The organism is Agrobacterium vitis (assembly GCF_013337045.2).
GTDB lineage: Bacteria > Pseudomonadota > Alphaproteobacteria > Rhizobiales > Rhizobiaceae > Allorhizobium > Allorhizobium vitis_B.
This window is the reverse complement of record NZ_CP118259.1, coordinates 2,964,519-2,990,592: the sequence shown is the minus strand read 5'-3', so window position 1 is coordinate 2,990,592 and position 26,074 is coordinate 2,964,519. Positions and strand designations below refer to the sequence as shown.

Here is a 26,074-nt window from a genome sequence, read left to right as displayed (position 1 = left end):
GCCTTTTTCCAGTTGTTATTTGAGATTGAAGCGGAACGGTACCGTAATCGTCTTGCTGACACCTAGTGGAGGTGCTGGCACCGGTGAGGCACGTTTTATGGCATCGACCGTTGCCTGATCCAGATTTGCAAACCCTGAAGACCGGGAAATCGACACCGAGAGAACATTGCCGCTGTCATCGATCTGGAAGCGGGCGTAAACCGTGCCTTCCTCCTTGTTGGCGCGGGCTTCGCTTGGATAGCGCTTGCGTCGCTCAAGATAGGAAGCCAGCCGTGCCTGCCAATTTTGCGGGCTGACACTCGATGAAAACAGGCCGGAACTGGTGTTGGAAGCCGCCGTCCGGTCCGATTGCGTCACCTCTGCCTGGGCCTCGCGCTGGGCTTTCTGGGCCTGCGGCTGCGGGGTGGCTTTCGGTTGCTTCTTTTTAACCGGTGTCGTGTCTGCAGTCTCCACCGGCTTTTGCACTGGACGAGTTACCGGCAGTGGGACTTCCACATTTTCCAGTTCCTTCGTTACCTGTTCCTCGACCGTCGGTTCTTCCACCGGTTTGGGCTCGGGTTCCGGTGGTGGCTCGGGCTGCACTTCCGCGACCTCGGGTGGCGGTGGTGGTGTTTCTTCGATTTTTTCAGGCGGTGTCGGTTCCGGTGGCTGCGCCTCGGGCGGCTGTGGCACGGGTGGCGGCTCGACCGGCTGTGGCGGCTTCTCCACCGCCTCGGATTTTACCTCTTCGGCATCCTGCTGATCGGGCGTGATCTGGTTTTCCTCGACCTTGGTAGCAACCGGTTCGGGAGCCAGCTCAATCATGATCGCAGCGGGCGGAGCACCGTCGGCCAACGGCTCTTCCGGCTGTTGCAGCATCAGCGCCACGGCACCGGCATGGGCGGCAAACACCAGGGTTCCGGCTGTACACCAGAGCAACCAATCGAGGGCGGAACTGCGCCGCCCTGTCGGGTCCGCTTGCCTGCTCATTGGCCGTTGGTATCCTCTGCGGGTGGCGTAATGCTGGTCGCCTGCGGCAATGTTTCCACCCCAACCAGGGCGATCTTCAGATAACCTGCGTCGCGCAGCAGGTTCATCACCGTCATGAATTCGCCGTAGCCGACATTCTTATCGGCGCGCAGGAAAATCCGCGTGTCTTTATTGCCCTTGGAGACCTGTTCCAGCACGGTCGGCAGCCTGTCGCGGCTGACCGTGTCATTGCCAAGCGCCAGGCTGAGATCCTGTTTCAGGGTGAGATAGACCGGCTCGTCCGGCCGTTTGGCCGGTGTGGCGCTGGAGGCGGGGAGATCGACATTGACATCGACAGTCGCCAACGGAGCCGCCACCATGAAGATGATCAGCAAAACCAGCATGACATCGATGAAAGGGGTGACATTGATCTCGTGATTTTCAACTAGATCGTCGCCGGAATTTTCGCGGATACCTCCAGCCATCGGATTACTCCGTCACCACCTTGAGGCGGGCGGCGCGCACATCGGCCGGCACCTTGCGGAAATCGAGATCCCGGCTGACCAGCCGTTCCACCGCTGTTGCCGCATCCAGCAATTGCTGGCGATAGCCGGTCACCGCGCGGGCAAACACGTTATAGATCACCACGGCGGGAATGGCGGCAACCAGACCGATCGCGGTGGCCAGCAGCGCTTCGGCAATACCGGGCGCGACGACGGCAAGATTGGTGGTCTGCGACTGTGAAATGCCAATGAAGGAATTCATAATGCCCCAGACGGTGCCGAACAGACCGACAAAGGGACCGATCGAGCCGATGGTGGCAAGAATGCCGGTTCCGGCGGTCATGCGGCGCCCGGCGCGCGATTCGATCCGCGACAGGGCCGAGCTTACCCGTTCCTTGACGCCGTCATTGCCGGCATAATCAAGCGCAGGCTCTGATAGTTTCAACTCGCGTGCAGCGATCAGCAGCATATCTGGCACTGTGCCGCGCCGCTTCTGCAATGCGCCCGCCGCTTGCGAGAGGGATCGCGCTTCCTGCAGCACGGCCAGACCGCGCCGCAGTCTCGCCTTTGAGCCGGAAAGCTGAAGGGTTTTGACAAGCAGGATGGTCCAGGTTGCGACCGAGGCAAGGCCAAGTGCAATCATCACTGACTTAACGACCCAGTCGGCAGCCATGAACATGCCAACAGGGGAAAGATCGTGGGGAATATCGGAGCGCTGCACTGCGGCGGGAGCGTCCATTGCGACGCCTTCCGTGGGAGAAGGTGACACAGCAGTATCGGCTGGTGGAGCTGTCAAATTGGCAGGTGCCGCAGGCGTTTCTTGCGGCAATGTTTGGACAGGTGTGGCTAGGGTCGGTTCGCTTGTGGTTTGAGCTTGTGCCGTCCCTTGCTGGGCGAAGGCGGTGGCTGAGCTCATCAGCGTGCCGGTTATCAGCAGGCCCGAGCCAATAACCACGGTCATGCTCACGCGAGCGAGCGAAGAGGAGCGACGATACGCCATCAAACAACCTTCCGATCAAAATCCATTGCCGGTGCCGGCATGTTCCGCGCATGGCGGTGCAGTGCCTTTAATTGTTTGTCGATATTAAAGTTGAGTGATGTTTTCAAGTATAATCTTGCCAAGGATGCATTTTCCCTGAGCTTGCCCCCGAGCTTGCCAGGGAAAAGTGGCCCCCGGTTTTCCCGATCAGGCAAGCTCCAACAGAAGATCAGAGAGACTGCCTGTTTCAGAATGAAGCGGGCCGTCTCTCGCGCTTGCCAGGGAAAAGTGGCTCTTGGTTTTCCCGAGTAGCGGGCATGAAGCTTGGCGGATTGTTGCCTGCGAAGACCATGGAAAATTGCCCATGCCGGGTATCGCCCCTTGCCAATGAAGGAACATTTTCAGTCGCTTGCCGTTCTCCTGCCGATAATTATTTCAAGGAGCCTGTCATGCTGCACTGGATTTTGATTTTTCTGCTGATTGCCGCCGTCGCCAGCCTTCTTGGCTTCCGAGGTGTGGCCGGGGCTTCTGCCGGTATTGCGAAAATCCTGATCTTTATCGTGTTGGTAATCTTCATCATCGCCTTGGTCAGCGGCATTGTCATCGTCGCATAAAATACATGCATTAAAATAGACTCGCCTTATCCTGCGCCATTCGGCGCGGGAGAAGATGCCCGTTCCTTGCCCCCCAAGGCGGGCGAAGCCGAAGTCCGCCGGATCTCCAGCTGACGGACTTCGGTTTCTTTGTAGGAGGGAAGAATTGTATTGTACCGTTTGATCTCGGACAAAAATCACCGTCAGATAAAAGGACGGCGCATCATGCCATCGGGCGTCCAGTTTGCAGCAGCCTGAAGACCGGCGCTGTCAAGGATTTCGCACCCACGGTCCAGCCAGCGGATCAGGCCACGGGCGGTCAGCTTTTTCAAAGTCTTGTTGGTGTGAACGATCGAAAGGCCGAGCGTGTCGGCAACGTGGACCTGAGTGATCGGTAAATAGGGTTTCTCCGCGTCGACAAGCCCAGCCACCCGGCCGCGATCATCCAGGAAAGCCAGCAGATAGGCAGCGCGCTCCAGTGCGGTGCGCCGGCCAATGCTGATCAGATGATCATCCAGCATGCTTTCTTCGCGTGACGCGATCCAGGTCAGGTCGTAGCCAAGGCCTGGATGCTTTTCAAAAAGGGAAAAAAGCCGCTCTCGCTCAAAGACGCAAAGCCGCATGGGTGTCAGTGCTTCAACGGAATGGGCCATTTCATCGAAAACCGCGCCCTGCAAACCGATCATATCACCCGGAACCACGTAATTCAGAATCTGCCTGCGACCATCCTCGAGGATTTTATAACGAAATCCCCAGCCGGTCAGGGTTGTGTAAAGATGAGCACTATGGCTGCCTTCAACAAGGATTGTCGTCCCCGCGTCAGCATGAAATTCACCCTTTCGGAATGCGCGGACGAATTCGAGCTCGCCGGGTGTGAATTCGCGGAAATGGTCATTGAGGCGGATTGGGCAGACCAGACAGGCCGTGTGAATTCCGTTCTTGAGCCGTTCTCCATGCCTTGCCGGTTCCTCTGGCATTCCGTCTCCTTATTTGCTTTTATTTTCAGTAAAGTATCAGGAGGAACAAATGTTCCTGATTGAGGACAGGTGACATGTCTTTTTTAAATGACCCGGAGCGATGCAGCACCGATAAGGGCTTTTAAGCAAAAAGGTTAATCAATGACTGAAAAACCGCTGCATGTACTCGTTGCTGAAAAACAGGCCTTGATCGCTATCGAGATCGAGGTCGTGCTGACGGAAGTTGCAGGCGGCAAAATCACCGTTTGCCTCCCTCGCGATATGCCATTGAGATTGAGCGAAGCCCGCTATGATGTGGTGCTGATCGATGCGACCATCATGCCGGAGCAGAACCGTACGCGGTTCGATCTTATTCGAAGTCACAATGCGGGGGTGGTGTTTCTGACCTCCTTCGATGAGGTGCCGGGGTTTAGCCAGCCAGAACCTGGCTTTGCGCTCCTGACAAAGCCGTTTGACGAGCAACGGTTGCTGGCTGCGGTATTCGAAGCAGCAGCCAATCGAGATCCGATGGGTGCTGGTTTAGAGACAAAAATCGAGGGGAATGGCGCCGATCAGGGGCCAAACAGATGACAAGCAAATCTTCCGGTCGGCGCGACCCGCACGCTGACCGGAAGATGTCATTATACCGCAAATGCGCGTTTCGTTACCGCAGCGTCATGGGCGTCGGGACCGAAATCGCCTTCACCGCTCACACCAAGAATTTCCTGCAGGCGGTTTCGCGCCCGATTGATCCGGCTCTTGATGGTGCCAACAGCGCAACCGCAAATTTCCGCTGCTTCCTCATAGGCGAAACCGGAGGCACCCACCAGAATAATGGCTTCGCGCTGGTCGCTCGGCAGTTGATCGAGCGCCTTTTTGAAGTCCTGAAGGTCCAGCGAACCGTATTGCTGAGGATGAACAGCCAGCTGTGAGGTGAAAATGCCGTCGGGGTCGGAGACCTCACGACCGCGTTTGCGCATTTGCGAATAGAATTCGTTGCGCAGAATGGTGAACAACCAGGCTTTCATATTGGTGCCCGGTTCGAAATGATCCTGCTTTGCCCAGGCTTTCATGATCGTATCCTGGACAAGATCGTCCGCAACGTGATGCCGTCCGGCCAGCGACACGGCAAACGCACGTAGATTGGGCAGGGCAGCCAGCATATCTCTCTTGAAGCCGCGATCATCCGATTGCTTTTCAAGGGTCATCGAGCAGTGTCCTTCCTGTCGCACTGTTTCCCCGCATTTTGTTCGGCGGCATCCAGACGCTCAAGCAAGTCCATGAAACGGTCCGGAATTCCCTCCTCCTGGACGGAATCATAGAATTGCCGGAGCTTGCTGCTGATCGTGCCGTGTGCCTCAGCCGGGATTCCCCCGGTTCCATCCTCTCCTGCGTCACGATGATTATGCTGGTTGTTCATGATGTCTCTGACGGTTGATTTTAATGTCAGGCTTAACGGACCATATCTGAGAAGGTTCCGCTTCTCCCTGCATATTTTTTCTCCGGGTTAGTCTCTGGCGTCAGACACGAGGTGAGGAGGAAATTATGCTGAAAATATAAAGTGTTAAATTGAAATTTCGCATATAGCGAACAAGATGTCGAGTGATAGCATTTCATCAAATTAAGGTGAAATGATAACGGTCCTCAATTGCCGGCGGTTGAAGACAGCGATCTCTGGAGCCAGACGGTGTGCTGCGCTTGAGGCGGGAAGAATTTTCCAGAGCTTCCAGCTTGTCGCTAGCGGGTTTGCGACAAAAAATGACGCCTTGACGAGGCGGATGGAACTTTAGCCCAGGCTTTTCGTTTCTAAATCAGTTGATAACGGAGTTCAAATCCATGCTGTATTATTCTCTCGTCTTTCTCGTCGTCGCTCTTATCGCCGCCGCATTGGGTTTTGGTGGCATTGCCGGGGCTTCGGCCGGTATTGCAAAGATCCTGTTCTTTGTCTTCATCGTGCTCTTCCTGATTTCGTTGGTAAGCCGTCTGTTCAGGCGCGCCTGACCTTTGCGAACTGATAATAACAACAAGGCCCGGCAATTGCCGGGCCTTGTTGCGTTTGCGGACTGCAATGGAAAGCAAAGCGAGCGTGTGACACACCTCACAATGCCCTTGGCGTGTCCAGGGTTTTATGGGTATCTGAAAAATTTCAGAAGCGGTTATTGTCCAGGGCCACAGCCTGCACCTGTTTTTGGGAACCGCCCTGGCTTTTTAGCGCTTGCAGTTCGCTCACTCCCATGATGGAGCGAATGCCGGTTTTTCCTGCCAGCAAGCCGGGCGCGATGGGAATACAATCCCCATACATCTTCAGGGCATAGCCTTCCAGACGACGCAATTTTTCCGGCAGATCTGCCCGGCACAGGTTTGCATCGGCATAGTCGATCACTGCGACTGGCCGGTCTATGCAATCCGTTCGTTCGGGATGACAAGCAACAATCACCATTATTGCCGCAAAGCTCATCATGGCCAATCTCCTTACCCTTCAAGAGGGTAACGGCCCGGCTATTCGCTTGTTCCTGATGGCGCTGGCGGGAGAAGGGCAACGTGGGCGTACTGTCGCAAAAATATCACAGTGACCAGTTGCGAGTGCATCGGGGAAACCGATAGGTTTCCCGATGCAGGTCGATGTCAGATGTCGGCTTTATGCGTGGCCCCATGAATGAGATCATGGATATATTGCAGTTTCACCAAGACGGGCGCCGACAGCACAAAGGGGTAGAGATCCGGTTGACCCATGCTGCGGTTGATACTGTTGACGGCGACTGTCAGCGGAACCCATGCATCGATCAGGGCTCTGACACCATCCACTCTATAGGGGTCGAAATCGACTTTCACGGTCAGGCTTTGTTCGTCGATGATCGGACGGGTGCGCAGGCCGAAGGCGTAGGCTGTTTCCAGGGCATCGACAATATGGATGTAGTGCGCCCAGGTTTCGGCGAAATCTTCCCAGGGGTGGCTGGCGGCATAGGCGCTGATGAAGCTGCCCTCCCAGCCCGGAACCGGTCCATTGGCATAATGCCGTTGCAGGGCTTCGCCGTAATCTTCTTCGTCATTGCCGAAAATTGCCCGGCATTGCGCCAGTTGGTTGCCGTCGCGCACCAGGACATTCCAGTAGTAATGGCCAACTTCGTGGCGGAAATGTCCAATCAGGGTCCGAAACGGTTCGCCCAGCGCGACGCGCCTTGCTTCACGCTCCGCATCTGAGCCCTCGGCGATATTCAGGGTGATCAGGCCTGAATCATGGCCGGTCATGACGGGCTGCCCGCCGGTGCGGGCTGAATCGTCTTCCAGGAACTCGAACGCCAGTCCGTCCGGGGTTGCTTCGGTGCGGGTGACCAATGAAAGGCCGAAACGCTGGAGCGAATAAAACAACACATGCTTGGCATTCTCGATCTTGCGCCAGTTTTCGAGATTGTCGCCACTGGAGAGATCCGGAATAACCAGATTGTGGCGGCAGGCGAGACAAAATTCCTCGCCGTCCTCGACCAGCCAATTGCAGGCATCATAGCGCGCATTGGCGCAGAGCCGGATAAAGCCCTGCTGCGGCACGCCATCAATCAGCGCAGCATTACTGGAATCAATGGCAATAAACCCGTTATCGGATGGGCGAAAACCCAGCAGGGAATGGCAGGACAGGCATTGGGTGTTATCGAAGAACACCATGTTTCTGCAATTGGAACAATTAAAGAGGCGCATCAGGGCTCCATGGCTCGCTCCTGCACAATCGCTCGCAACCCGGTATGGTGTCGCGACAGGATTATGCAGCAGGTTTGAATTGTATCGCAAGCGGACGTGCATCGTTTCCGATGCGCCATATTGCGGCGGGGTGCAGTGTTGCGGCGTGTAAACGCACTCACAAAAGCCGGCACTCACGAAAGCCCGCATTCACAAAAGACTGGCAAGAGGAATAGGTTCCCTGGTCAGGGATCGCAGCGTGAAATACAGTTATTCATGCAGTTCGACTGGAAAGGTCAGTTCGTAATAGACGCTGTCCTTGTCGAAACGGTGGACGACATGGCCGTTGACGGAGGCGGGCACAACACGTTCGAGCACCGTGCTGCCGAACCGTCCCCTGGCGCGTTCCAGATCCTCGCCGGCCAGCGTTTCAATCGGCTCGTTCCAGGTCACCCTGATTTCCTCGCCATTGCGTGTCCATTGCTGATGACAGGAGACCTCGATTTTCTTGCGTTGGCTGATGAAGTCGCCGTGGCTGACCGCGTTGACGATCAGTTCATGCAGGGCGAGCCCGATATGCAGAGATGCATTGGGTGACAGCAGAACATTGTCACCGGATACCTGAACAAGATTTGCCGTTTCCGGCACGTATTTTTCCAATTGCTGGCGGACGAGATCCTGGAAATAAGCGCCACGCCAACTGGAATCGGTAATCAGGTCCTGCGACATCGACAGTGCATGCAGCCTGCCACGAAACTTGCCCAGAAACTGGTCGAGCGTCCCGGAATACCGGGCCGTCTGGAAAGCGATGCTTTGAATAATCGCCAGCAGGTTTTTCGAACGGTGGCTGACTTCACGCAATAGCGCACGCAACAGCCGTTCGCGGCGTTTTTCCTCGGTCCGGTCTACCAGGATCGTCATCATGCAGACGTCTTCCGGGCTGATGCGGATCATTCGGCAGCGAAATTCAAACACCGTGTCGTCGCCCGGCTCCACACTCAGTTCCGCTCCCTGGTCCGCCTCCACCAGCCCGGCTTTCAGCTCCCGCAACTGGGCGCCGATTTCGGGTCCGAAAATCGAGTCGTCACTGGGTTCTTCGCCATGGGCGAGCGGCCAGCGCTGAGGCAGGGATGTAATGCAGATATAGCGCCCGTCCATATCCTGAAGGGTCAGACTTGCGCCAATATCCAGCAGGGCTGTGATGAAGAACTCACGCAAGGGCCTGTCAGCACGCTGCGGTTCGAACCATGTCAACCGATTTACCAAGTGCTTCTCTCCAGCGGCGGTAGCCCTTTTTCAAGGGCGCGCGGCATCCATGCGCCTGCATAGTTTCACCAACATCGCAATGACGACCCGTTTTATCCGGCGCCTCGTGCTTTGACGCTATCCCCTCATTGATTGCGATGCCGAACCAGACCGGTCCAAAATCGCATGGCCCCGCCCTCAGGCATCCTGTTTGGCATGTTCGTTGAAGAACAGTGCCTGGCTGATCAGTGCCTTGACCATATCGGGATTGAACGGCTTGGTGACGAGAAACGCAGGTTCTGGCCGCTCGCCAGTCAGCAAACGCTCCGGGAAGGCGGTAATGAAGATCACCGGCACGGTATCCACCTTCAGGATATCGTTGATCGCGTCGATGCCGGAGCTTCCATCGGCAAGCTGGATGTCGGCAAGCACCATTTTCGGGTTGGTTCGGCCATAAAGCTCCACGGCTTCCTTGTGGGTGCGGGCAATGCCAGTCACGCGATGACCGAGATCCTCCACCATCTGCTCAATATCGAGCGCGATCAGCGGTTCGTCTTCGATGATCATGATGTCGGTTGCCACCTGGCGGGAGATTTCCACGGCGGCCTGGTTAAACAGACCCCGGAATTCGCTGTCGCTGACGCCGAGCACTTCTGCGGCTTCCTCATAGGTAAAGCCTTCGACTGATATCAGCAGGAAAGCATGGCGCTCACGCGGAGGAACGGCCAATAGATTGGAGGCGGCCCGTTTTTCCCAGGCGAAAGGCGAGGTCATCGGCCGGATTTCGACATGGGTCGAGCCGAAAATCGTGACAAACAGTTTATAAAGCGAAACCCGATCACTGCTGGCTTCGGGATAGACCGAAAGATCGGCGATCAGAGCCTCCAGAACAGCGGCGACATAGGCGTCGCCCGATGTCTGCGAGCCCGTGACAGCTCGGGCATATCGCCTCAAATAAGGAATATGAGCAGCGACGCGGGTGGTAAGGGACATTCAGCTTCTCCAGTTTGCACGAATGCAGCATAAACTCGCTAGCAAACGTGGGGATCCAAAAAAAGTTCCAAATTTCATCCGGCTATTTGCCCGATCCGTGCGGGTTGCCGGTCGATATCGATCCATTCTATCCACTTCATGACCTGCACCTCTATTGCGGTGCAAAGAAACTGTAAGTGGTCTCGCCTCGAAGAAATTGCAATATACCAAATCTATCAGAGACTTGAGTTATTTGAGAAGAGTAAGAAGAGCGATCTTCAATGATTTTCGTCTTAAAACGGGCAAGGCAAATCACTGTCGACGAGTCCGGGGAGGGAATGAGGCATGCGTTGAAATCAGATGGTGCTCATGAGCTTATGCTAGCGGACCGGCGAAGTTCAAGACGCAAATTTTGCGACAATCCTTTTCCGCTCACATCATTGAACGCTTTTCAATCAGGAGGGATAAAAGGTTTTGATACGACCAACACCCCCTGGATTTCTAGAATTGCTATAGATCTCCACAGTGGTTTAAACAAGCAGCGATATTCATTCCGGTGTTCAGGGTGAATGCATCGGATGCGGTTGATTTATATGTTCGAATGTTCGGATCTCTATTTGATAAAGATCAAGAAAACCATGTCCTGCATAGTGCTATTATCTTGTTTGTAACTGTCTTGGATCAAAAAACCAGGATCGCTCTTGCTGCGATCTATTTCTTGATAGAATGCGTATCATATAACAAACTCCCTCTCCAGGCCGCAGGCATTGACATCATGTCCGAAAAAAAGTCCTCGAAATCCGTCAAGGCTCCGGCAAAGCAGAGCCAAGCCAATGCCATGATCGCGGCGCGTTTGAAAACCTATTACGATGAGATTGTCGAGGAGGGGACCCCGGATCACTTTCTGGATCTCTTGGAAAGGCTCGATGCTGCTGAGCAGGCGGCGAAGTCCAAGTCAGATAAAGCCTGAAACCGGTGTTTATGGCACGCTAGGTGATAGGAAATATAGAAAAAGCGTCATGTGTTTTGCAAGGCACATGACGCTTTTGTTGTTATAGCGTATCTTTTCGGGAAACCGGCTCCCGCATTTTGCTAAAAATGCTCTTAGGAAGCGATAATCGCCCGCAGCATCCACAATGCCTTTTCGTGGAAGGTCAGGCGGGCTGTCAGCATGTCTGATGTAACCAGATCGCCCGCTTCGTCGGCAGCCTCGCCGACCTCACGCATCTGGCGCACGGCAGCCTCGTGGTCGGCGATCAAATCCTTGACCATGTCGATGGCGGCGTGATGCTGGGTCTCGCCAGTCTTTGGTGCGAAATTGCTGCTGCTTTGCAGATTGACCGGGGCAAGATGTCCGAGGGCGCGAATACGCTCGGCAATAATGTCGACGGCGGCAAACAGCGTGTTGTAATGTTCTTCCGTCAGTTCGTGGATCGGCTTGAACAGCGGACCAACAACATTCCAGTGATAGACCTGGGTCTTGATTGTCAGGGCATAGGTGGCCGCGAGAATCTTGGAGAGATCCTTGGAGGCCTGTTCGCGGTAGGCGTCTTCGAGACCGATGCTGATTTTTTCGTCCCGGGCTCTGGGCTTCAATACTTCTGCAACTTTGGCCATGAATTTGGTCCTTTCGGTTAAAAACAAGGCGACAAAGAACACCGCCGAAACAGGGCTCCGTCGTCGGTTGAGGTTATGACTGCACTTAACAACTGCTGTGGGCGTCGCCGTTACTTACGGCCGATCCCCTGGCTCCGCGCAAACAAGTAGGCGAGCATGCCGACCGCCGCGACCCCGACGATGGGGTTGACCTTCAGCATCCCGGGCAAACGCCCCATCAGGCCCATGGTCAGTGGATCGGTCGCTGCCAGCGTCGCGGTTTGAAGAAATGCCCGCCTGCGTGCCTCGCGGCGATTGATGATGGAGACGATCGCCAGAGTGATCAGGCCGATCAACACCGCGACGCCTGCAATCACCAGCCCGGCGGGGCCAGCACCGATCTCCGCCGCCAGGAAGATCCAGCCGGAAACAATCGCCGCAACGATGGCAATCAGGAAACAAAACCCGGCAATGACACCAGCGATAGCGTTGCGCCGGGCTTTGTCGATCCTGGGCTTCACGCCTTCTGCGGCCACCAGTGTCAGACGTGTGAGCAAACCGAACATTGATTAGCGCCGTGACAGCAGGGCGAAGATAAAACCGAGACCGGCGGCAATCGCCACAGACTGCAACGGCTTTGCCCGAATTTTATCTTCCAGATCCTGTTCCAGCGCGGAAACGCTGCTGCGTGCGGAGCTGATTGCATCCGATGCCTTGTCGCCGACCTGATGCAATGTTGCGCTGCCGAGGGAGGCGAGCGTGCTCGTCAGCGACGCGACATCCTGCTTGAGCTGCTCGATCTGTGCTTCGAGTTCCTTGGACCGTGCTTCTGCTTCCACATCATTGATGGCTTCATTGATATCGACCATGGACGAACTCCTTCTGGATTTTAAGGCTGCGCAAACCGTTATCCCGTCTGCGGCGCGAACTCTATCAACAAACGTTGCTCAAGCCCAAGGGTTCCATTTTTCAACTATTTTCGGGTCACCCCTCTCGCGTGGCATGATGTCAACGGTCGTCTACCGTCGCACCAGATCGGCATAATCGGAACCTTCAAGGTTGCATGACGTTAATCTCATGCTACCATGCTCGGACCGCTGATGTTTGACAGCGGCACGGGCTTCTTGAAATCGCCAATCGGAAGAGGAGACCGCGATGAACTGGAACCGTGTTGAAGGCAATTGGGAACAATTCAAAGGCAAGGCCCAGGCGCAATGGGGCAAGCTGACCGGCGACGACCTGGATATTATTGCTGGTAATCGCAAACAATTGAGCGGCAAATTGCAGGAACTCTATGGAAAAGGCCAGGATGAGGCCGACCGAGAGATCGACGATTGGGTCAAACGCCACTAATATACTCTAACCGCAGTCTGGCGACATGATGTCGTCTTGCGGGTGCGGCGCTGGAAACCATGATGGTTCTGGCGCCGCTTTTTTATGACCTGATGGTCATGCTGGCAGCATATGCAGCAGCGTTTCCAGCCGGTCGGCATCACGCGGGAGTTTGTCATCCCGCAACCGCGAAATCCTGGGAAAGCGCATGGCGACGCCGGATTTATGCCGGGTGGACCGGTTCAGCCCTTCAAAGGCCACCTCTACCACGAACCCATGATCCGGCTCGGCGCGGATCGAGCGGACTGGTCCGAACCGGTCGATGGTGTTGTTGCGCACATATTTATCGAGAATTTCCAGCTCTTGGTCGGTAAAGCCGAAATAGGCCTTGCCCACCGGCACCAGTTGGTCGCCACCTTCTGGCATATGCATCCAGACCCCGAAGGTAAAATCGGAATAATAGCTGGAGCGCTTGCCATGGCCGCGCTGCGCATACATCAGCACCGCATCGACGTTCAGCGGTTGCTTTTTCCACTTGAACCATGGCCCCTTGGCGCGTCCCGCCTGGTAGATACTGTCGCGGCGCTTGATCATCACCCCTTCGATGACCGGATCGGGCGGGGCGTGCCGCAGCGCGTCCAGCTCGTCCCAGCTGGAAAAAGCAATCAGCGGCGAGAGATCGAAGCGCGTGGCCGGGGCTTTTTCGACAATTTCTGCAAGCAACCCCCGGCGTGCCTCATAGCCAAGATTTCGTACATCCTGATCGCCGGTAAACAACAGATCATAGGCACGGATAAAGGCCGGGTAATCGCTGAGCATTTTCGTCGTGACGCTCTTGCGGTTCAACCGTTGCTGAAGATCGGAAAAGCTGCGGGTCGGCTGGTTGGAGCGGGCGGTGCCGCCGACCAGCAATTCGCCATCGATCACTCCATCGAAATTCGCCGCCGCGACAATATCGGGAAAAGCCCCGGAAATGTCGTCGCCGGAGCGGGAGTAGAGGCGGCAGGTGTCTCCATGGCGCGAAAGCTGCACCCGGATACCGTCCCATTTCCACTCGGCGGCATAATCGGCGGGATCGAGACCATCCAGATCGCCATTGCCGACCGGATTGGACAGCATGACCGAATGAAAGATAGCCGGTGTCGCCAGCACGGGCTTGTCTCCGCCGCCCTCAAGCCAGGCAAACAGGCTCACATAGGGCGGCACCAGCCCATGCCAGAGCGTCTCGATCTCCCCGACATCCTTGCCCGACATGTCGGAAAGCGCCTGTTTGGCAAGCCTTGCCGAAACCCCGATCCGCAAGCCGCCGGTTGCAAGTTTGAGAAAGGCAAAGCGACCTGACGTGTCGAGTTGGTCGAGCAGATCGCGCACGGCACCCCGCACCTGGGTGCGGCCAAGCGATTGCATGAGGGCGACGACCTCGCCGAGGCTCGGTTCGGCAATCTCGGCTTTTTCGTCACGGTCCTGATCCCAGACCAGCGAAATGGTTTCGGCGAGGTCACCGACATAATCATAGGAATAGCCGAAGAGAACCGGGTCCATCCGCTCCAGCACTAGGTCTTTCAGGAGGGCTGGCTTGACTGTTTTCAGATCAAGCGTTCCCGCCAGAACGCCCAGCGCATAGCCCCGGTCCGGGTCCGGCACGCTTGAAAAATAATCGGCCAACAGCTTGAGCTTGGCATTGCGGCTCGGGGTCAGGACGAGGCGGTCGAGAAGGGTGGCAAAGGCGCGCATCAATCGCCCTCGTCTTCATAGCCGACCAGATGCAGCGGCTTGGCGGCGATACCGTTCAACTCGCACCAGCGCACCAGCGCCTCTTCGCGCCCATGTGTGACCCAGACGGCACCGGGTTGCAATTCGCGGATCGTCTCGATCAGTTCCGGCCAGTCGCAATGATCGGAAATGACCAGCGGCAATTCGACCCCGCGCTGCTTGGCCCTTTGCCGCACCATCATCCAGCCAGAGGCGAAAATCGGCAGTGGGTCGTGAAAGCGTCGCGCCCAGCGATCGGCAAAAGCCGAAGGCGGGCCAATGACGATAGCGCCTTCGAAATGGCTGGAACCGCCGTTTTCCACCGTTGCGGGGCGCAATTCTCCCAGCTCGATGCCCTGGCTCTGGTAATAGTCGCAGAGCTTGGCGAGCGCACCATGAATATAGATCGGCTTGTCATAGCCCGCTTGACGGATCAGCGAGATCACCCGCTGCGCCTTGCCCAGCGCATAGGCCCCGACCAGATGGCTGCGTTGCGGAAACTGTTCGAGCGACCGCAAAAGCTTGCCGATTTCCAGTGCCGGATCGGGATGGTGAAAGACCGGCAGCGCAAAGGTTGCCTCAGTGATGAACACATCGCACGGCACCGGCACGAAAGCCGCACAAGTGGCATCGGGCCGACGTTTGTAATCGCCGGAAACGACGATGCGGGTTCCCAGCCGCTCAATCGAAATCTGCGCCGACCCCAGAACGTGTCCAGCTGGGTGAAAACCGACGGCAACGCCGTCCATCGTGACGGTTTCGCCAAAATCAATCGCCTGGGACGATCCGGCAAAGTCCGCACCGTAGCGTAATGCCATGATGTCGAGCGTCTGCCGGGTGGCCAGCACTTTATCATGGCCAGCGCGGGCATGGTCGGAATGGCCATGCGTAATCAGCGCCCGGGCCACCGGCCGCACCGGATCGACATAAAAATCGCCGATCGGACAATAGAGACCGGCAGGAGTCGGATGCAGCAGGGCCTCGGGCTTGATCATGATGCTAAAATAGGGCGGGAGGCTTAAGAAGTGTAGAGCGAATTTGCTCTTGACCTGTCCCTTGGGGCCGCTTCCATACGTATGGCGGTCAACAACGAACGAGGTGATTCGTGACGTATTCCGCTCAATATCTGAATGCTTCCGAGGCCGCGCGCCGGCTCGGCGTATCGATGAAGGCCTTGAGGCTCTACGAGCAAAAAGGGTTGATAACACCGGTCCGCACCACTGCCGGGTGGAGGACTTACGGTCCCGCCGAAATGGCTCGCGCCACGGACATCATTGCCCTGCGAGACCTTGGCCTCAGTCTTGCAGAGGTCAAGCGCGTGCTGGAAGGGGACCCGCAATGCCTCGAACCGGCTTTCGCGCGGCATCAGTCCGCGCTTGAACGGACCATCCGGCAGACGGCGGAAGCCCTGGAGAAAATCCGGGCGCTGCGCCAGGATATAGCCGTCGGGACTGTCCCGTCGTTTTCCGATCTGGTAAGCCTGTCCCGTCGCAGTGGCGATGTTCGGCTTGCCCTGGATCTTCCTTGGCCATGGGGTGGAGAACGCTTCGAGCTGCTGGATATTCGTCCAATCAATTATATTGTCGGTCCACTCGGCTGCGGCAAGACCAGGCTTGCCCATGCCATCGCCGCCGCTTTTCCTGATGCAGCATTCCTTGGTCTGGACCGGCTTGAAGACACGGGCAGTGCAGCAAAGGCGCGCCTTGATGCCGATCTCTGTTTAAAGGAAAGGATTGAGCGGGCCTTGGCTTGGCTTCTGGAGGAAGGGGCTGTTCCTTCTGATGCCTTGACGGCCCTTCTGGTCGGGCTGGAAGCCCACGGCCCGGCCTGCCTGGTTATCGACATGGTGGAGGATGGCCTGGATCGCGCCACGCAGGAGGCATTGACCGGTTACCTGCGCCATCTCTGCTCCCAATCACGTCCGCTGTTCCTCATGACCCGATCGGCGTCGATCCTCGACCTGGATGCGGTGACGGGGGACGAAGCCATCATTTTTTGCCCGGCGAACCACAGCCCCCCAAGCGTAGTCGCGCCTTATCCCGGTGCGCCCGGCTATGAGGCCCTTTCCACATGTCTTGCCTCACCGGAGGTTCGGGCACGCAGCCGGGGTATCGTTGCTTTCAGGCCTCATCCATAAGTGCTGCTGCCTGGGAGATTGCCATTCGCCTGCGCATCTTTGCGCAGGCGAGTTCGCGATTGCAGGATGACACCCCACTTGCATTTGCGGTATCGAATAGAAAAAGTGTAGGCATTGCCTGCACGGTCTTTCAGACTTTTCGACGCGCAATCTCAGGATCTATTTCCATGAAACCCATTTTCGTTCAGTTGCAATGTGTTCCCGGCAAGACCTATGAGGTGGCCGATGCGATCTATAAGGCGGAGATCGTCTCAGAACTTTATTCCACCTCGGGCGAATATGATCTGCTGATGAAGGTCTATATCGAGGATGGGCAGGACGTCGGCAAATTCGTCAACGAGCAGATTTCGGCCGTACCCGGCGTGGTCCGTTCGCTGACGACAATGACGTTTACCGCTTTCTAAGCGTCATCAGGCGAAGCCTGTTACCAGCCTTCGGTCAGGACCTTGTCCAGCATGGCCACGAAGAAGCTGGCGCTTTCATAGGTCAGGCAGAGCGGTGGCTTGATCTTCAGGACGTTGAGATGGTCGCCGGTCGGCTGCATGATGATGCCGAGGTCGAGCAGCCGTTCACAGATCGCGGCGGTCTCCTGGGCCGCTGGTTCCAGCGTCTGGCGGTCGCGGACCAGTTCGAGACCGAGATAAAGCCCCATGCCGTGCACGGCACCAGCCATGGGATGGACGGCAACCAGATCCTCCAGTTTTTCGCGCAGGAAGTCGCCGACATCGCGGGCATTGTCCTGCAAGTTTTCGTCGCGCATGATGTCCAGTACGGTCATGCCGATCACCGAACTGACCGGGCTGCCGCCGGAGGATGAGAAGAAATAGCCATCGTGCTCGAAGGCATCGGCAATCGCCTTGGTGGTGATGACGGCGCCGAGCGGCTGGCCATTGCCCATGCCCTTGGCGATGGTGATGATATCAGGGATGACGCCCTGCTGCTCAAAACCCCAGAAATGATGGCCGAGGCGGCCATAGCCGACCTGAACTTCATCGGCGATGCACAGCCCGCCGCGCGCGCGGATCAAGGGATAGACACCCTGGAGATAGCCGGGTGGCAAGGCGATGCCTCCCGCATTGCCAAACAGGCTTTCTGCGATGAAACCGGCGAGGCCTGCGCCTCCAGCATCGATGTCCTCCAATGTCTTTTCCACCTCAGCGATATAGGCGGCAGCGCTGTCTTGTCCCTTATACGGGCCGCGATAGCTGTTGGGGGCGGTGACGGGCCATACCCAGTCCGGGCGGGTTTCCAGCGCGCGCGGATTATCGGCAATCGAGGTGGAGACTGCGTCGCTTGCCATTGTCCAGCCGTGATAGGCTTCCTTCAGGCTGACCAGGTTGCGTTTGCCGCTGGCTGCCCAGGCAAGCCGGATGGCGAGGTCCACGGCTTCCGAGCCGCTATTGACCAGGAAGACCGTGTCCAGTCCTTCCGGCGCAAGGTTCGCCAACCGCTCAGAAAATTCGGCGACGGCGCGGTAATGAAAGCGGGAATTGGTGTTGAGACGCGACCACTGCGTCCAGGCGGCATGGGCAAGGCGGGGGTGGCCATGGCCGACGGTGGCGACATTGTTGACCATATCAAGATAGGCGCGGCCCGCCATATCGAACAGATGTTCGCCAAAACCACGCTCGATCTGCGGCGGATGGGCATAATAGTGCTTTTGCGGGCTGGCAAAATGCTCGCTGCGGGTCGCAAGCAGGGCTTCGCCACTTGCCAACGGCGCATCCAGATCGACGCCGAACAAGGCGGCGGGCGACAGGCAGACGCGCCGCCACGCATAGGCGTGATCGGGTCTGGCAAACAGTGGCGGCACGAGGTCGGTGTCGCGGCACAGCTGCAATCGCAGCCCGCCCACGGACCCTTCGGCACCGGCAATCCGGCCAAGTGGTGTTCCCGCCTGCAATGGCGTGCCGTCTTCAAACTGGCATTCCAGCCCATGGATATGCAGGGCCAGATCCGGCGCCATCAAGATGAAGTGCTGGCTGGTGCGCTTCAGCACGCAATCGAAGGGTACAACGGCCTCGGTTCCGGCTGGCAGGCAGGCATCGACATGCAGCGCAAAGGTCGCTGGCATGCGCGGCGACAAAAGCCTGGTATAGGACAGGCGGCATTCACCGTAGCGGGTTGCGGCAACGCCGGTATCGGCGGCGGCCTTGGCCAGCAGCTTCCAGTCGATCTGGGCATCCGCCCAATCGTCCTCAATCAGCGCGGGGCTGAGGGTGGACAGGTCGGTCAGATGCACGCTGAGCGGATCGATGCCGGGCAACAGTCGGCCAAGCACCGGACGCTCCTCCGGTGGTTCATGTCCAAGCGCGGCAAGGATCGCCGCTTCCATGACCGAGAAGGGCAGGGAGGTGGCGAGGGTGAAAATTTCCCGTTCATGTTCCAGATTGCCGGAGACATAATCATTGTCCGGATCGATCGACAATTGCTGCTCGCTGCTGGCCACCAGCACGGCAGCGCGTGCGACGATCAGGGGCCAAAGGGCTTTGATCTCGGCTTCATTCAACGGGTAAAGCGCGTGAAAAGCCTGGATGACCGGCAGCACACCGAAGGGATCGCCATCGGCCTGGTGCAAGAGTGCCGCGCAGGTCACGGCAAGGTCGCCCACCAGCCAGCCGGTCACCAGATCACCGAAATCGATCACGGCTTGCGGCAGAAGCCGACCGGCGGCATCGGGCGCGCCCATGATGTTGTCGCCGGTCAAGTCGTGATGCACGGCCTGAAGGCGCAGGTCACCCAGTAACGGATTGATATGACGCATGGTGACGATCATCGCCTTGGCGACATCGTCACGGCGTTTAGGTTCGCTGACAGAGGCCAGCAAATGCAAGGTGACCGGTCCGGCACGCCGCAGATCCCATTGCAGGTCACGCTCCAGGCCCGGATGGTCGAAATCGGCCAGCGCCAATGCCATGCTGGCGCAAAAGCTGCCAATGGCGCGCATGGTCGCAGGCGCAAGATAGCTTCGCTGGCTAAGGGATTCGCCCTCGATATAGGTCAGCAGGCGGGCGTAATAGCTTTCCTCATCAAGCGTGACGGCCACGATCTCCTCTCCGCTGAGGGAGGGTACTGGTTCCGGGGCCTTCGGGGCATCGGGGATTTGCGCCAGATGCCGCAAGGCCGCATTCTGGGCTTCCAGTTCGACGCTCGCATACTCCTGGCGGCAGATTTTCAGCACGAAGCGGCGATCACCGGTATCCACGCGGAAATTGCGGTCCTGTTGGGAACCCAGCTCCTTGACGGTGCCTTCAAGGCCATACTGCTCTTTCAGCAGGGTCACTGCCGCCTCAAGCGTCACGTGAGGCCGCGCAAGCCCGGTGCGCTGAAAGAGAAGGGTGTTTGGCATGGACTGCCTCCTGCAGAATCAATCGGCTGAGAGCTGGGCCTGTCCGGTCTGAACTCCGGTCCGACCTGCATCATGCAAGCTCATGTCTGTCTTCTTTTGGTTTCTCGCATTGGAAAGCCGATAACCATGTTTCATGACAAACTCTAGCAGAGAGAATCCGCGCGTCCATCGCCCATCCATAAAATAACATGGGCAATAAACGTTTGAGGTGTGGAAAGAGCCGATTTCGCCTCAGATGCGGTCCGGCTCAATCCGTAAATGCCTGGTTATCCCATCCGTTCCGACGCATAGGAGCCTGGGCTGGCTGGAAAAACCACGCTCTTGTTGCCGTTGATGAAGGTGCGGTGATGGATATGGGCGTGGATGGCGCGGGCGAGAACCTGGCTTTCCACATCGCGGCCGATCGACACGTAATCCTCGGCGTTCTGGGCATGGGTGACACGCGCGACATCCTGCTCGATGATCGGGCCTTCGTCGAGATCGGCGGTGACATAATGCGCGGTGGCCCCGATCAGCTTCACGCCGCGCTCGAAGGCCTGCTTGTAGGGATTGGCACCCTTGAAGCTCGGCAGGAAGGAATGGTGGATGTTGATGATCTTGCCCGACATTTTCTGGCACATCGCGTCAGAGAGGACCTGCATATAACGGGCCAGCACGATCAGTTCGGTACCGGTCTGTTGCACAAGGTCCATCAGCTGGGCTTCGGCCTGCGGCTTGTTGTCCTTCGTCACCTTGATGTGATGGAAGGGAATGTCGTGATTAACCACGACCTTCTGGTAGTCGAAATGGTTGGAGACCACGCCGACGATATCGATGGGCAGGGCGCCGATTTTCCAGCGGTACAAAAGGTCGTTCAGGCAATGGCCGAAGCGTGACACCATCAGCAGCACCTTGACCCGCTCTGTCGCATCGTAAAGCCCGATCTCCATCTGGAAACTATCGATAATGGGTGCCAAGCCCGCCTCGATCTTTTCGCGGCTTGCGCCCTGTTCGGAAATAAAGCTGACGCGCATGAAAAAACGGTCGGTACCCAGATCGTCGAATTGCGAGCTGTCGACGATATTGCATCCCATTTCCGCCAGATATCCGGAAAGGGCCGCGACAATGCCGCGCTTGGATGGGCAGGATACCGTCAGAACATAACTCGTCATCTCGTCTTCCTCTGATGTGGCCGGTTTGTACGGCCTCTTTCCGTTAAAGCGTCCTCCGCCTGAAGAAGCGGGTTGTTAGCCTTCTGATTTATGATGCATAATCCATTGTCAATCCCGATCAATCCGGGGGTTCTTGCCTCAGTCTAGTAAACTATTTTTCTTTTAAGGAAAAGTGTCGAAGGCCGTGAGAATGAGACTGCCGGGTTTGTGGGGCAAAAGGTGGTCCGATTGCGTCTTCATGCGCCGAATTGTGTCGCAACGTCGGGTTAGGGCGCCGAATGACAGCGCAAATAGGTCCAGTCGCTGTTTGCCAGCACAACAGCTGCCTGCGTGACAGAACGAAAAACGAGGATAAGAAAATGGCAGCGATGACGACGGACAGGTATGAAATCGTGTTGAAAAGAACCATAACCATGTCTGTGGCTCTCACGCTTTCGGTGGCACCGGTCATCAGCGGGCAGGCTTGGGCCGGTCAGGCCTGCATGCGAGGGGTCAACCTTTCTGGCGCGGAATTCGGCGAGATTGGCGGCGCACCGGACAGGGCCTATACCTATCCCAGTGCCAGGACCATCGATTACTTTGCCGAGAAAGGCTTCAACTCCGTGCGCCTTCCCTTTAAATGGGAACGTCTGCAACCCAAGCTCAACAGTGCCTTCGACGCTGACGAGCTGAAACGCCTGGATACAGCCGTTGCGCAGCTGAAGGCGGCGCATCTGCGGGTCGTGCTCGATCCGCATAATTTCGCGGTCTATCATCAAAAACAGATCAATGGCCCGGACGTGTCTGTCGAGGCCTTCGCGGATTTGTGGATGCGGCTGGCCGCTCATTATGCCAATGATCCAACCATCGTTTTCGGCTTGATGAATGAGCCTTATGACATGCCCGCGCGCCAATGGCTTCCGGCAGCCAATGCCGCCATTGCTGCCATTCGCCATGTTGGGGCGAAAAACCTTATTCTCGTGCCGGGCGTGTCCTGGACAGGTGCGCATAGCTGGCAAAGCGATGGCTATGGCGGCGCCAATGGCGAGGTCATGCTGGGGGTGAAGGACCCCGGCAACAATTATGCCTATGAGGTTCACCAGTATTTCGACGCGGATTTTTCCGGCACCAAGGATGAATGCAGCCGGGCAGGTGACGCGGTGGCCGCCATTGAGGCGTTTACCGATTGGCTGCGCAAGAATGACAAGCGTGGCTATCTCGGCGAATTCGGCGCGCCGGGTGGAGAGCCCTGCGTCAAGGGCATCAAGGACATGGTGGCTGTGGTGGAGAAGAACCCGGATCGCTGGGTCGGCTGGGCTTATTGGGTGGCCGGTGACTGGTGGCCGGAAACCGAAATGCTCAACATCCAGCCGGGCAAGTCCGGTGACAGGCCGCAATTGGCCGGCCTGACCCCTTATCTGCGCGATTTCTCCGCAGCGTCTGCGGATTGCCCATCCTTGCGGTCACGGTAGGCCAGAACTTTGGTCCAGTCTACCGCATCGGCGGTGCCGATCAGGAACCACATCAGGGCGGCGGTCTTGATCGAATAGAAGGAGTTGCTGATCAGCATCAGCAGCAGAAGATAGACCACCATCATGCCCCTAAACGCCCAGGCCCTGGGGTCTTTCATCGGTGAGAGCACGAAAGCCGCCCAGAGCCCGACAAAGCCGAACAGGCCGAAATTGGTCAGCGTGTAGGAAATGCCGGAATCGGCGGTAAAGGCATCGGTGGTCTTTGCGCCGAGAACCACCTGGAAGTCCAGGCTGTTGAGAATGCCTGCCGTCACTTTCAACCGGCCTGACAGATCGTTGGCACCGCCTTCGGCGCCGACGATCAGCCCATAGGCGGCAATCACGGCGAGCAGCAGGAACGGGGCGACCAGCCAGACGGTTTTCGGAATGAAGCGGTAGAGCGGCAAAAGCAGGGTAATGGCGACGCAGGTGAAGAAGCCGAAGCGGGCATCGGCCAGAACAATGCTGATCATGGCCAGCGCCATGACGATCAGCCGCCACGGCATGGCGGGTCGAAACAGCGCCCAGGCATAGAGGATGACGCCGAAATTGCCGGCTGAGACCGGTTCCAGAAACACCGAGGACACCCGGTGCTGGCCAAGAAAGGGCAGGAGGGTGCGCGGCTCCGGTCGCAGCCCGGAAATGAACAGACCCCGTGTCTGGCCGAAGCTTTCCTGAAGTGTCACGGTGCCGCGGGCGATGTAATAGCCGAGCACATTGAAATAATCGAGATAGCTTTCAAGCGCCAGATATTCGTAAAGCGCGACGGTCAGCACGATCAGGCCACAGGCGATCACCAGCCGGTCCGCCAGCCCGACATGGGCAACCCTGCGGCCCATGAAATAGAATCCGACCGGGATGAAGATGTCGCGGAGTGCTTTTAGATCCAGCGCGCCGCGCAAGGCAAAGATCATCAGCATGTAGCTGACGAATAGTAGCAGGGTGAGGTAGAGGCCGGGGCGCCGGTCGACGGCCAGTAGGAAGGCAGCGCCCAGCGTGGTCATTTCCCCCAGCATGACATGGGTGTCGCTGACTGGCATGATCCGGGTGTTAACGAAGCAGAGAAACAGATTGAGCACCAGCCCGCCGATGACAGCGAAGGAGGCAAGCGCCGAGATCAGCCATTCGGGAAGAAACGCTGGCTGCTGCGTCTCATCCTGCGTCAGGGACCGGTCGCCGGTGCCGGTCGGCCCGGTTTGCGCCGCCACCGTCATCCGGCGGTCTCAAGCACAATGCGACCCACGACCCGTTCTGCGTCTTCGCCCATCCGTATCAGCAGTTCATCCAGGGCGGCGGTCTCGTCTTGCGCCGTGGTCAAAACGAGAATGACATCGGCCTCGGCGGCAAGGGCAGTAAGATGCTGTTCGCTGCCAGCTCCGCTGGCATTGAACCCGGCGCCGCAGGCATTGATCAAGGTGAAATCGGTTTCCGCCTGAAGGCTTTGCTCGACAAATCGCGAATAGGTAGGGCGGACGGAGGCGGCTGATGCTCCCGCTGCTGGCCGGGCTGGCTGGTTATGGGGCAGGGCAATACGCTCGTAGCGCAGGATATGCGAAAGAGGTGCGTCTTCAAGATCGGGCTGCTGCAATGCCTGGGCAAGGCTTGGCCGGGCATTGGTTTTTCTGTGCGAGCGGATCGCTAAGCGGTGGTCCAGCATGGTTCCATTGGCCAGCAGCACGCCGCGATCCCGATCAACCAGCTTCTGCGCCACATCGCCAATAAAGGCGCTGGCCACCGGCCTGCCGGCTGCAACGAAGAGAACGGTCAGATCAGCATAGCCTTCCCCGCATTCGATCAGAAAACCGGCTGTGTTGGCAACCGCATGGGACCACGCACCGCCCGCAGCCGGTTGTTGTGTGTTTGCCGGGTTGGATGCTGGGACAAGAGGCGAAACCAGCCGGCGGCCAAAGGCGGTGATAAAACTGAACGGATTGCGGGATCTAGGCCTTTTCGGCTCCGTTGCGTCAGCAATCAGAGCGATATGACGTGATGACGCAACCGGCGGCGCTAATTGTGGTTCACTGTTGGTAGGGGTCGCGGCGACAGGCACGATGCGGTCTTGCCGGGGGGCGTCGATATCCTTGCGCGACAGCAGTTCCAGCACCACCGCCAGCGTGCTGCCGAAGGCGAGACCAAACAGGATGGCGGCGGCAAGGATCATCACCTTGAGAGTGGTGACCGATTTTGCTGTCGCCACTGCCTCGGTGATAACGCGGGAATTGTTGATGGAGATCGTCTGTTCCTGGCTCAGTTCCTCGGCGCGGTTGAGGAAGGCCTTGTAAATGGTGCGGATGGCTTCGGCTTCGCTTTCCAGCTGGCGCAGGGTGATCTGGCGGGCGCCGCTGTCGAAACTGGTTTTCGTCAGGCTTTGCAGCTGGGTTTCCAGCGCCTTGCGGTTGGCAACCGCCCGGTCATAGTTGAGCTTCATCGACTGGCGCACACGGTCCAGCTCCTGCTGGATGGCCTGGCGCATGCTCGCCACCTGCGAATTGATCGCCTTCAACTGCGGGTGATTGCCGCCGAGATTGGCGGAGGCTTCGGCCTGGCGGTCCTGTAGCTGGACATAGCGGTCGCGCAGCAGCCCGACCGTGGTGGATTGCACCGCTTCTGGAATATTGCCGTTTTCAACGGCGGCAACGGTGAGATTGCGGGTTTGCTGGTAAATCGCCTGCTGCTGTTCTTCCGCGCCGCGTGCCGCGATCAATTGCTGGTTCAGCCCGGCCAATTGCTGGTCGATCACCAGCCCGGTGACGCCGGTGCTGGCCAGACCGTTGGCTGAGCGGAATTCCTCGACCGCCCTTTCGGCCTTCAACACCCGGTCGCGCAATTCACTGGCCTGCGCCTGGAAGGCGGCGCTGGCCCGGCGCGCGGCATCGGAGCGGGCTTCGTCCACCTGTTTCAGGTAGACGGTGGCAATCATATTGGCAATGTCGGCAGCCGTTTTGGCGATGCGGTGCTCGACCGTAATCGACATGATGAAGGACTGGCCTTCGCGCTCGACTTTCACATGCCGGACCAGCCCGCCGATGGTGGCGGCCATGACCTCAGCGAGGGATGCGGCGCTGTCTGGCTTGCCCGCATAGAGATAGGGGTCTTTCGTCAGGTCGAGCCGGTTGACCACTTCCCCCAGCACGGCGCTGGAAAGCACCACATAGATCTGGCTGTCGAGGCTGGCCGGGTCGCTTTGCACGGCGGCTGTCGGCTGACGGCTGTCGTTGCTGGTGGCCGACAGGCCGCGCGGATCGAGCAGGATCTGCGTGGAGGATACATAGACAGGCTTCAGGCTGAGCGCATAGAGAAGCGCCAGACCGGCAAACAGTGCGGCAAAAAACGCCAGGTAATACCAGCGCCGTCGCAAGATCCCGGGAATTTGAAAAATGTCGATGTCCATTTTCATGT

At 57.7% G+C, this 26,074-nt stretch carries 27 protein-coding genes; 8 read left to right on the top strand and 19 right to left on the bottom strand.

The window, feature by feature from the left end:
• Positions 1-15: 15 nt before the first annotated feature.
• Genes G6L01_RS14215 through exbB form a run of 3 tightly spaced genes read right to left on the bottom strand, consistent with a single transcriptional unit; the run spans position 16 to position 2,451 of the window.
• Positions 16-969 carry an energy transducer TonB gene (locus tag G6L01_RS14215; protein WP_070167060.1) on the bottom strand — a complete coding sequence of 318 codons (954 nt, stop codon included), beginning with the start codon at positions 967-969 and terminating at the stop codon, positions 16-18.
• On the bottom strand, positions 966-1,433 hold the full coding sequence (gene exbD, locus G6L01_RS14210; protein WP_070167059.1) for a TonB system transport protein ExbD: 468 nt from the start codon (positions 1,431-1,433) through the stop codon (positions 966-968). Before exbD ends, G6L01_RS14215 begins: the two co-directional genes overlap by 4 nt.
• Before the next feature lie 4 nt (positions 1,434-1,437).
• Positions 1,438-2,451 (bottom strand): tonB-system energizer ExbB, encoded by a 1,014-nt coding sequence (gene exbB, locus G6L01_RS14205; protein ID WP_070167058.1) that lies wholly within the window; start codon positions 2,449-2,451, stop codon positions 1,438-1,440.
• Positions 2,452-2,879: 428 nt separating this feature from the next.
• On the opposite strand from exbB, the gene G6L01_RS14200 reads away from it, so the two are divergent.
• On the top strand, positions 2,880-3,044 hold the full coding sequence (locus tag G6L01_RS14200; RefSeq protein WP_041698999.1) for a DUF1328 domain-containing protein: 165 nt from the start codon (positions 2,880-2,882) through the stop codon (positions 3,042-3,044).
• 182 nt (positions 3,045-3,226) lie between these two features.
• On the opposite strand, the gene G6L01_RS14195 is transcribed toward G6L01_RS14200, so the two are convergent.
• Positions 3,227-4,000 carry a Crp/Fnr family transcriptional regulator gene (locus G6L01_RS14195; protein ID WP_070167057.1) on the bottom strand — a complete coding sequence of 258 codons (774 nt, stop codon included), beginning with the start codon at positions 3,998-4,000 and terminating at the stop codon, positions 3,227-3,229.
• Positions 4,001-4,141: 141 nt separating this feature from the next.
• Here G6L01_RS14195 and G6L01_RS14190 point away from each other — a divergent pair, with 141 nt between their 5' ends.
• Positions 4,142-4,570 (top strand): response regulator, encoded by a 429-nt coding sequence (locus G6L01_RS14190; protein ID WP_070167056.1) that lies wholly within the window; start codon positions 4,142-4,144, stop codon positions 4,568-4,570.
• Between the two features lie 50 nt (positions 4,571-4,620).
• Here the strand turns inward: G6L01_RS14190 and G6L01_RS14185 are convergent, their stop codons facing one another.
• Positions 4,621-5,187: an RNA polymerase sigma factor gene (locus G6L01_RS14185; RefSeq protein WP_012654255.1), complete on the bottom strand. Its 567-nt coding sequence runs from the start codon at positions 5,185-5,187 to the stop codon at positions 4,621-4,623.
• Positions 5,184-5,399, bottom strand: a complete 216-nt coding sequence (locus tag G6L01_RS14180) for a NepR family anti-sigma factor (RefSeq protein WP_070167055.1) — start codon at positions 5,397-5,399, stop codon at positions 5,184-5,186. The genes G6L01_RS14185 and G6L01_RS14180 overlap by 4 nt, the downstream gene beginning before the upstream one ends.
• 416 nt (positions 5,400-5,815) lie before the next feature.
• On the opposite strand from G6L01_RS14180, the gene G6L01_RS14175 reads away from it, so the two are divergent.
• Positions 5,816-5,980, top strand: coding sequence for a DUF1328 domain-containing protein (locus G6L01_RS14175; RefSeq protein WP_012654256.1), 165 nt, complete (start codon positions 5,816-5,818; stop codon positions 5,978-5,980).
• Between the two features lie 145 nt (positions 5,981-6,125).
• Here the strand turns inward: G6L01_RS14175 and G6L01_RS14170 are convergent, their stop codons facing one another.
• The 4 genes from G6L01_RS14170 to G6L01_RS14155 all read right to left on the bottom strand — a co-directional run bounded on the left by G6L01_RS14170 (position 6,126) and on the right by G6L01_RS14155 (position 9,889).
• A complete protein-coding gene (locus G6L01_RS14170) occupies positions 6,126-6,440 on the bottom strand; it encodes a hypothetical protein (RefSeq protein WP_081344207.1) in 315 nt (104 codons plus the stop codon).
• Between the two features lie 164 nt (positions 6,441-6,604).
• The gene (locus G6L01_RS14165) at positions 6,605-7,672 is read right to left on the bottom strand and encodes a zinc-binding metallopeptidase family protein (RefSeq protein WP_070167054.1); all 1,068 of its coding nucleotides are present in this window, start codon (positions 7,670-7,672) and stop codon (positions 6,605-6,607) included.
• Positions 7,673-7,921: 249 nt separating this feature from the next.
• Positions 7,922-8,917, bottom strand: coding sequence for a sensor histidine kinase (locus G6L01_RS14160; RefSeq protein ID WP_070167053.1), 996 nt, complete (start codon positions 8,915-8,917; stop codon positions 7,922-7,924).
• A gap of 177 nt (positions 8,918-9,094) precedes the next feature.
• Complete coding sequence (locus G6L01_RS14155) at positions 9,095-9,889, bottom strand: response regulator (protein ID WP_060716861.1); 795 nt, start codon at positions 9,887-9,889, stop codon at positions 9,095-9,097.
• A gap of 544 nt (positions 9,890-10,433) precedes the next feature.
• Here G6L01_RS14155 and G6L01_RS14150 point away from each other — a divergent pair.
• Entirely contained in the window at positions 10,434-10,838 is a 405-nt protein-coding gene (locus G6L01_RS14150) for a NepR family anti-sigma factor (RefSeq protein ID WP_139190174.1), read from the top strand.
• Positions 10,839-10,972: 134 nt separating this feature from the next.
• Here the strand turns inward: G6L01_RS14150 and G6L01_RS14145 are convergent, their stop codons facing one another.
• The 3 genes from G6L01_RS14145 to G6L01_RS14135 form a co-directional block, all read right to left on the bottom strand.
• Positions 10,973-11,485, bottom strand: a complete 513-nt coding sequence (locus G6L01_RS14145; protein ID WP_070167109.1) for a Dps family protein — start codon at positions 11,483-11,485, stop codon at positions 10,973-10,975.
• 110 nt (positions 11,486-11,595) lie between these two features.
• Positions 11,596-12,030, bottom strand: a complete 435-nt coding sequence (locus G6L01_RS14140; RefSeq protein ID WP_070167052.1) for a hypothetical protein — start codon at positions 12,028-12,030, stop codon at positions 11,596-11,598.
• Between the two features lie 3 nt (positions 12,031-12,033).
• Complete coding sequence (locus G6L01_RS14135; RefSeq protein WP_070167051.1) at positions 12,034-12,333, bottom strand: ElaB/YgaM/YqjD family protein; 300 nt, start codon at positions 12,331-12,333, stop codon at positions 12,034-12,036.
• Positions 12,334-12,619: 286 nt separating this feature from the next.
• Between G6L01_RS14135 and G6L01_RS14130 the strand changes: the two genes are divergently transcribed.
• Positions 12,620-12,817 (top strand): CsbD family protein, encoded by a 198-nt coding sequence (locus tag G6L01_RS14130; protein ID WP_070167050.1) that lies wholly within the window; start codon positions 12,620-12,622, stop codon positions 12,815-12,817.
• Between the two features lie 96 nt (positions 12,818-12,913).
• Here the strand turns inward: G6L01_RS14130 and G6L01_RS14125 are convergent, their stop codons facing one another.
• Together G6L01_RS14125 and G6L01_RS14120 are read right to left on the bottom strand one after the other, a co-directional pair.
• Complete coding sequence (locus tag G6L01_RS14125; RefSeq protein ID WP_070167049.1) at positions 12,914-14,530, bottom strand: cisplatin damage response ATP-dependent DNA ligase; 1,617 nt, start codon at positions 14,528-14,530, stop codon at positions 12,914-12,916.
• Positions 14,530-15,540, bottom strand: a complete 1,011-nt coding sequence (locus tag G6L01_RS14120) for a ligase-associated DNA damage response exonuclease (protein WP_070167108.1) — start codon at positions 15,538-15,540, stop codon at positions 14,530-14,532. Before G6L01_RS14120 ends, G6L01_RS14125 begins: the two co-directional genes overlap by 1 nt.
• 113 nt (positions 15,541-15,653) lie before the next feature.
• Here G6L01_RS14120 and G6L01_RS14115 point away from each other — a divergent pair, with 113 nt between their 5' ends.
• Together G6L01_RS14115 and G6L01_RS14110 are read left to right on the top strand one after the other, a co-directional pair.
• On the top strand, positions 15,654-16,685 hold the full coding sequence (locus G6L01_RS14115) for a MerR family transcriptional regulator (RefSeq protein ID WP_081344205.1): 1,032 nt from the start codon (positions 15,654-15,656) through the stop codon (positions 16,683-16,685).
• A gap of 167 nt (positions 16,686-16,852) precedes the next feature.
• Positions 16,853-17,089, top strand: a complete 237-nt coding sequence (locus G6L01_RS14110; protein WP_012654268.1) for an Lrp/AsnC ligand binding domain-containing protein — start codon at positions 16,853-16,855, stop codon at positions 17,087-17,089.
• A gap of 20 nt (positions 17,090-17,109) precedes the next feature.
• Here G6L01_RS14110 and G6L01_RS14105 read toward each other — a convergent pair whose 3' ends face one another.
• On the bottom strand, positions 17,110-20,034 hold the full coding sequence (locus G6L01_RS14105) for an aminotransferase (protein ID WP_070167048.1): 2,925 nt from the start codon (positions 20,032-20,034) through the stop codon (positions 17,110-17,112).
• A gap of 266 nt (positions 20,035-20,300) precedes the next feature.
• Entirely contained in the window at positions 20,301-21,185 is an 885-nt protein-coding gene (gene purU, locus G6L01_RS14100) for a formyltetrahydrofolate deformylase (protein WP_070167047.1), read from the bottom strand.
• Between the two features lie 413 nt (positions 21,186-21,598).
• Between purU and G6L01_RS14095 the strand changes: the two genes are divergently transcribed.
• Positions 21,599-22,636: a glycoside hydrolase family 5 protein gene (locus tag G6L01_RS14095; protein WP_234892036.1), complete on the top strand. Its 1,038-nt coding sequence runs from the start codon at positions 21,599-21,601 to the stop codon at positions 22,634-22,636.
• On the opposite strand, the gene G6L01_RS14090 is transcribed toward G6L01_RS14095, so the two are convergent.
• Complete coding sequence (locus G6L01_RS14090) at positions 22,579-23,889, bottom strand: hypothetical protein (protein WP_070167045.1); 1,311 nt, start codon at positions 23,887-23,889, stop codon at positions 22,579-22,581. The genes G6L01_RS14095 and G6L01_RS14090 overlap by 58 nt on opposite strands.
• Positions 23,886-26,066, bottom strand: coding sequence for a GumC family protein (locus G6L01_RS14085; protein WP_174089320.1), 2,181 nt, complete (start codon positions 26,064-26,066; stop codon positions 23,886-23,888). Before G6L01_RS14085 ends, G6L01_RS14090 begins: the two co-directional genes overlap by 4 nt.
• Positions 26,067-26,074: the final 8 nt, after the last annotated feature.

Coding starts and splice junctions, on each gene's coding strand:
- G6L01_RS14165 (WP_070167054.1), bottom strand. CDS start 7,672: ATGCGCCTCTTTAATTGTTCCAATTGCAGAAACATGGTGTTCTTCGAT.
- G6L01_RS14145 (WP_070167109.1), bottom strand. CDS start 11,485: ATGGCCAAAGTTGCAGAAGTATTGAAGCCCAGAGCCCGGGACGAAAAA.
- G6L01_RS14140 (WP_070167052.1), bottom strand. CDS start 12,030: ATGTTCGGTTTGCTCACACGTCTGACACTGGTGGCCGCAGAAGGCGTG.
- purU (WP_070167047.1), bottom strand. CDS start 21,185: ATGACGAGTTATGTTCTGACGGTATCCTGCCCATCCAAGCGCGGCATT.
- exbD (WP_070167059.1), bottom strand. CDS start 1,433: ATGGCTGGAGGTATCCGCGAAAATTCCGGCGACGATCTAGTTGAAAAT.
- G6L01_RS14155 (WP_060716861.1), bottom strand. CDS start 9,889: ATGTCCCTTACCACCCGCGTCGCTGCTCATATTCCTTATTTGAGGCGA.
- G6L01_RS14110 (WP_012654268.1), top strand. CDS start 16,853: ATGAAACCCATTTTCGTTCAGTTGCAATGTGTTCCCGGCAAGACCTAT.
- G6L01_RS14185 (WP_012654255.1), bottom strand. CDS start 5,187: ATGACCCTTGAAAAGCAATCGGATGATCGCGGCTTCAAGAGAGATATG.
- exbB (WP_070167058.1), bottom strand. CDS start 2,451: ATGGCGTATCGTCGCTCCTCTTCGCTCGCTCGCGTGAGCATGACCGTG.
- G6L01_RS14085 (WP_174089320.1), bottom strand. CDS start 26,066: ATGGACATCGACATTTTTCAAATTCCCGGGATCTTGCGACGGCGCTGG.
- G6L01_RS14130 (WP_070167050.1), top strand. CDS start 12,620: ATGAACTGGAACCGTGTTGAAGGCAATTGGGAACAATTCAAAGGCAAG.
- G6L01_RS14095 (WP_234892036.1), top strand. CDS start 21,599: ATGTCTGTGGCTCTCACGCTTTCGGTGGCACCGGTCATCAGCGGGCAG.
- G6L01_RS14105 (WP_070167048.1), bottom strand. CDS start 20,034: ATGCCAAACACCCTTCTCTTTCAGCGCACCGGGCTTGCGCGGCCTCAC.
- G6L01_RS14090 (WP_070167045.1), bottom strand. CDS start 23,889: ATGACGGTGGCGGCGCAAACCGGGCCGACCGGCACCGGCGACCGGTCC.
- G6L01_RS14200 (WP_041698999.1), top strand. CDS start 2,880: ATGCTGCACTGGATTTTGATTTTTCTGCTGATTGCCGCCGTCGCCAGC.
- G6L01_RS14180 (WP_070167055.1), bottom strand. CDS start 5,399: ATGAACAACCAGCATAATCATCGTGACGCAGGAGAGGATGGAACCGGG.
- G6L01_RS14170 (WP_081344207.1), bottom strand. CDS start 6,440: ATGATGAGCTTTGCGGCAATAATGGTGATTGTTGCTTGTCATCCCGAA.
- G6L01_RS14195 (WP_070167057.1), bottom strand. CDS start 4,000: ATGCCAGAGGAACCGGCAAGGCATGGAGAACGGCTCAAGAACGGAATT.
- G6L01_RS14190 (WP_070167056.1), top strand. CDS start 4,142: ATGACTGAAAAACCGCTGCATGTACTCGTTGCTGAAAAACAGGCCTTG.
- G6L01_RS14125 (WP_070167049.1), bottom strand. CDS start 14,530: ATGCGCGCCTTTGCCACCCTTCTCGACCGCCTCGTCCTGACCCCGAGC.
- G6L01_RS14175 (WP_012654256.1), top strand. CDS start 5,816: ATGCTGTATTATTCTCTCGTCTTTCTCGTCGTCGCTCTTATCGCCGCC.
- G6L01_RS14135 (WP_070167051.1), bottom strand. CDS start 12,333: ATGGTCGATATCAATGAAGCCATCAATGATGTGGAAGCAGAAGCACGG.
- G6L01_RS14215 (WP_070167060.1), bottom strand. CDS start 969: ATGAGCAGGCAAGCGGACCCGACAGGGCGGCGCAGTTCCGCCCTCGAT.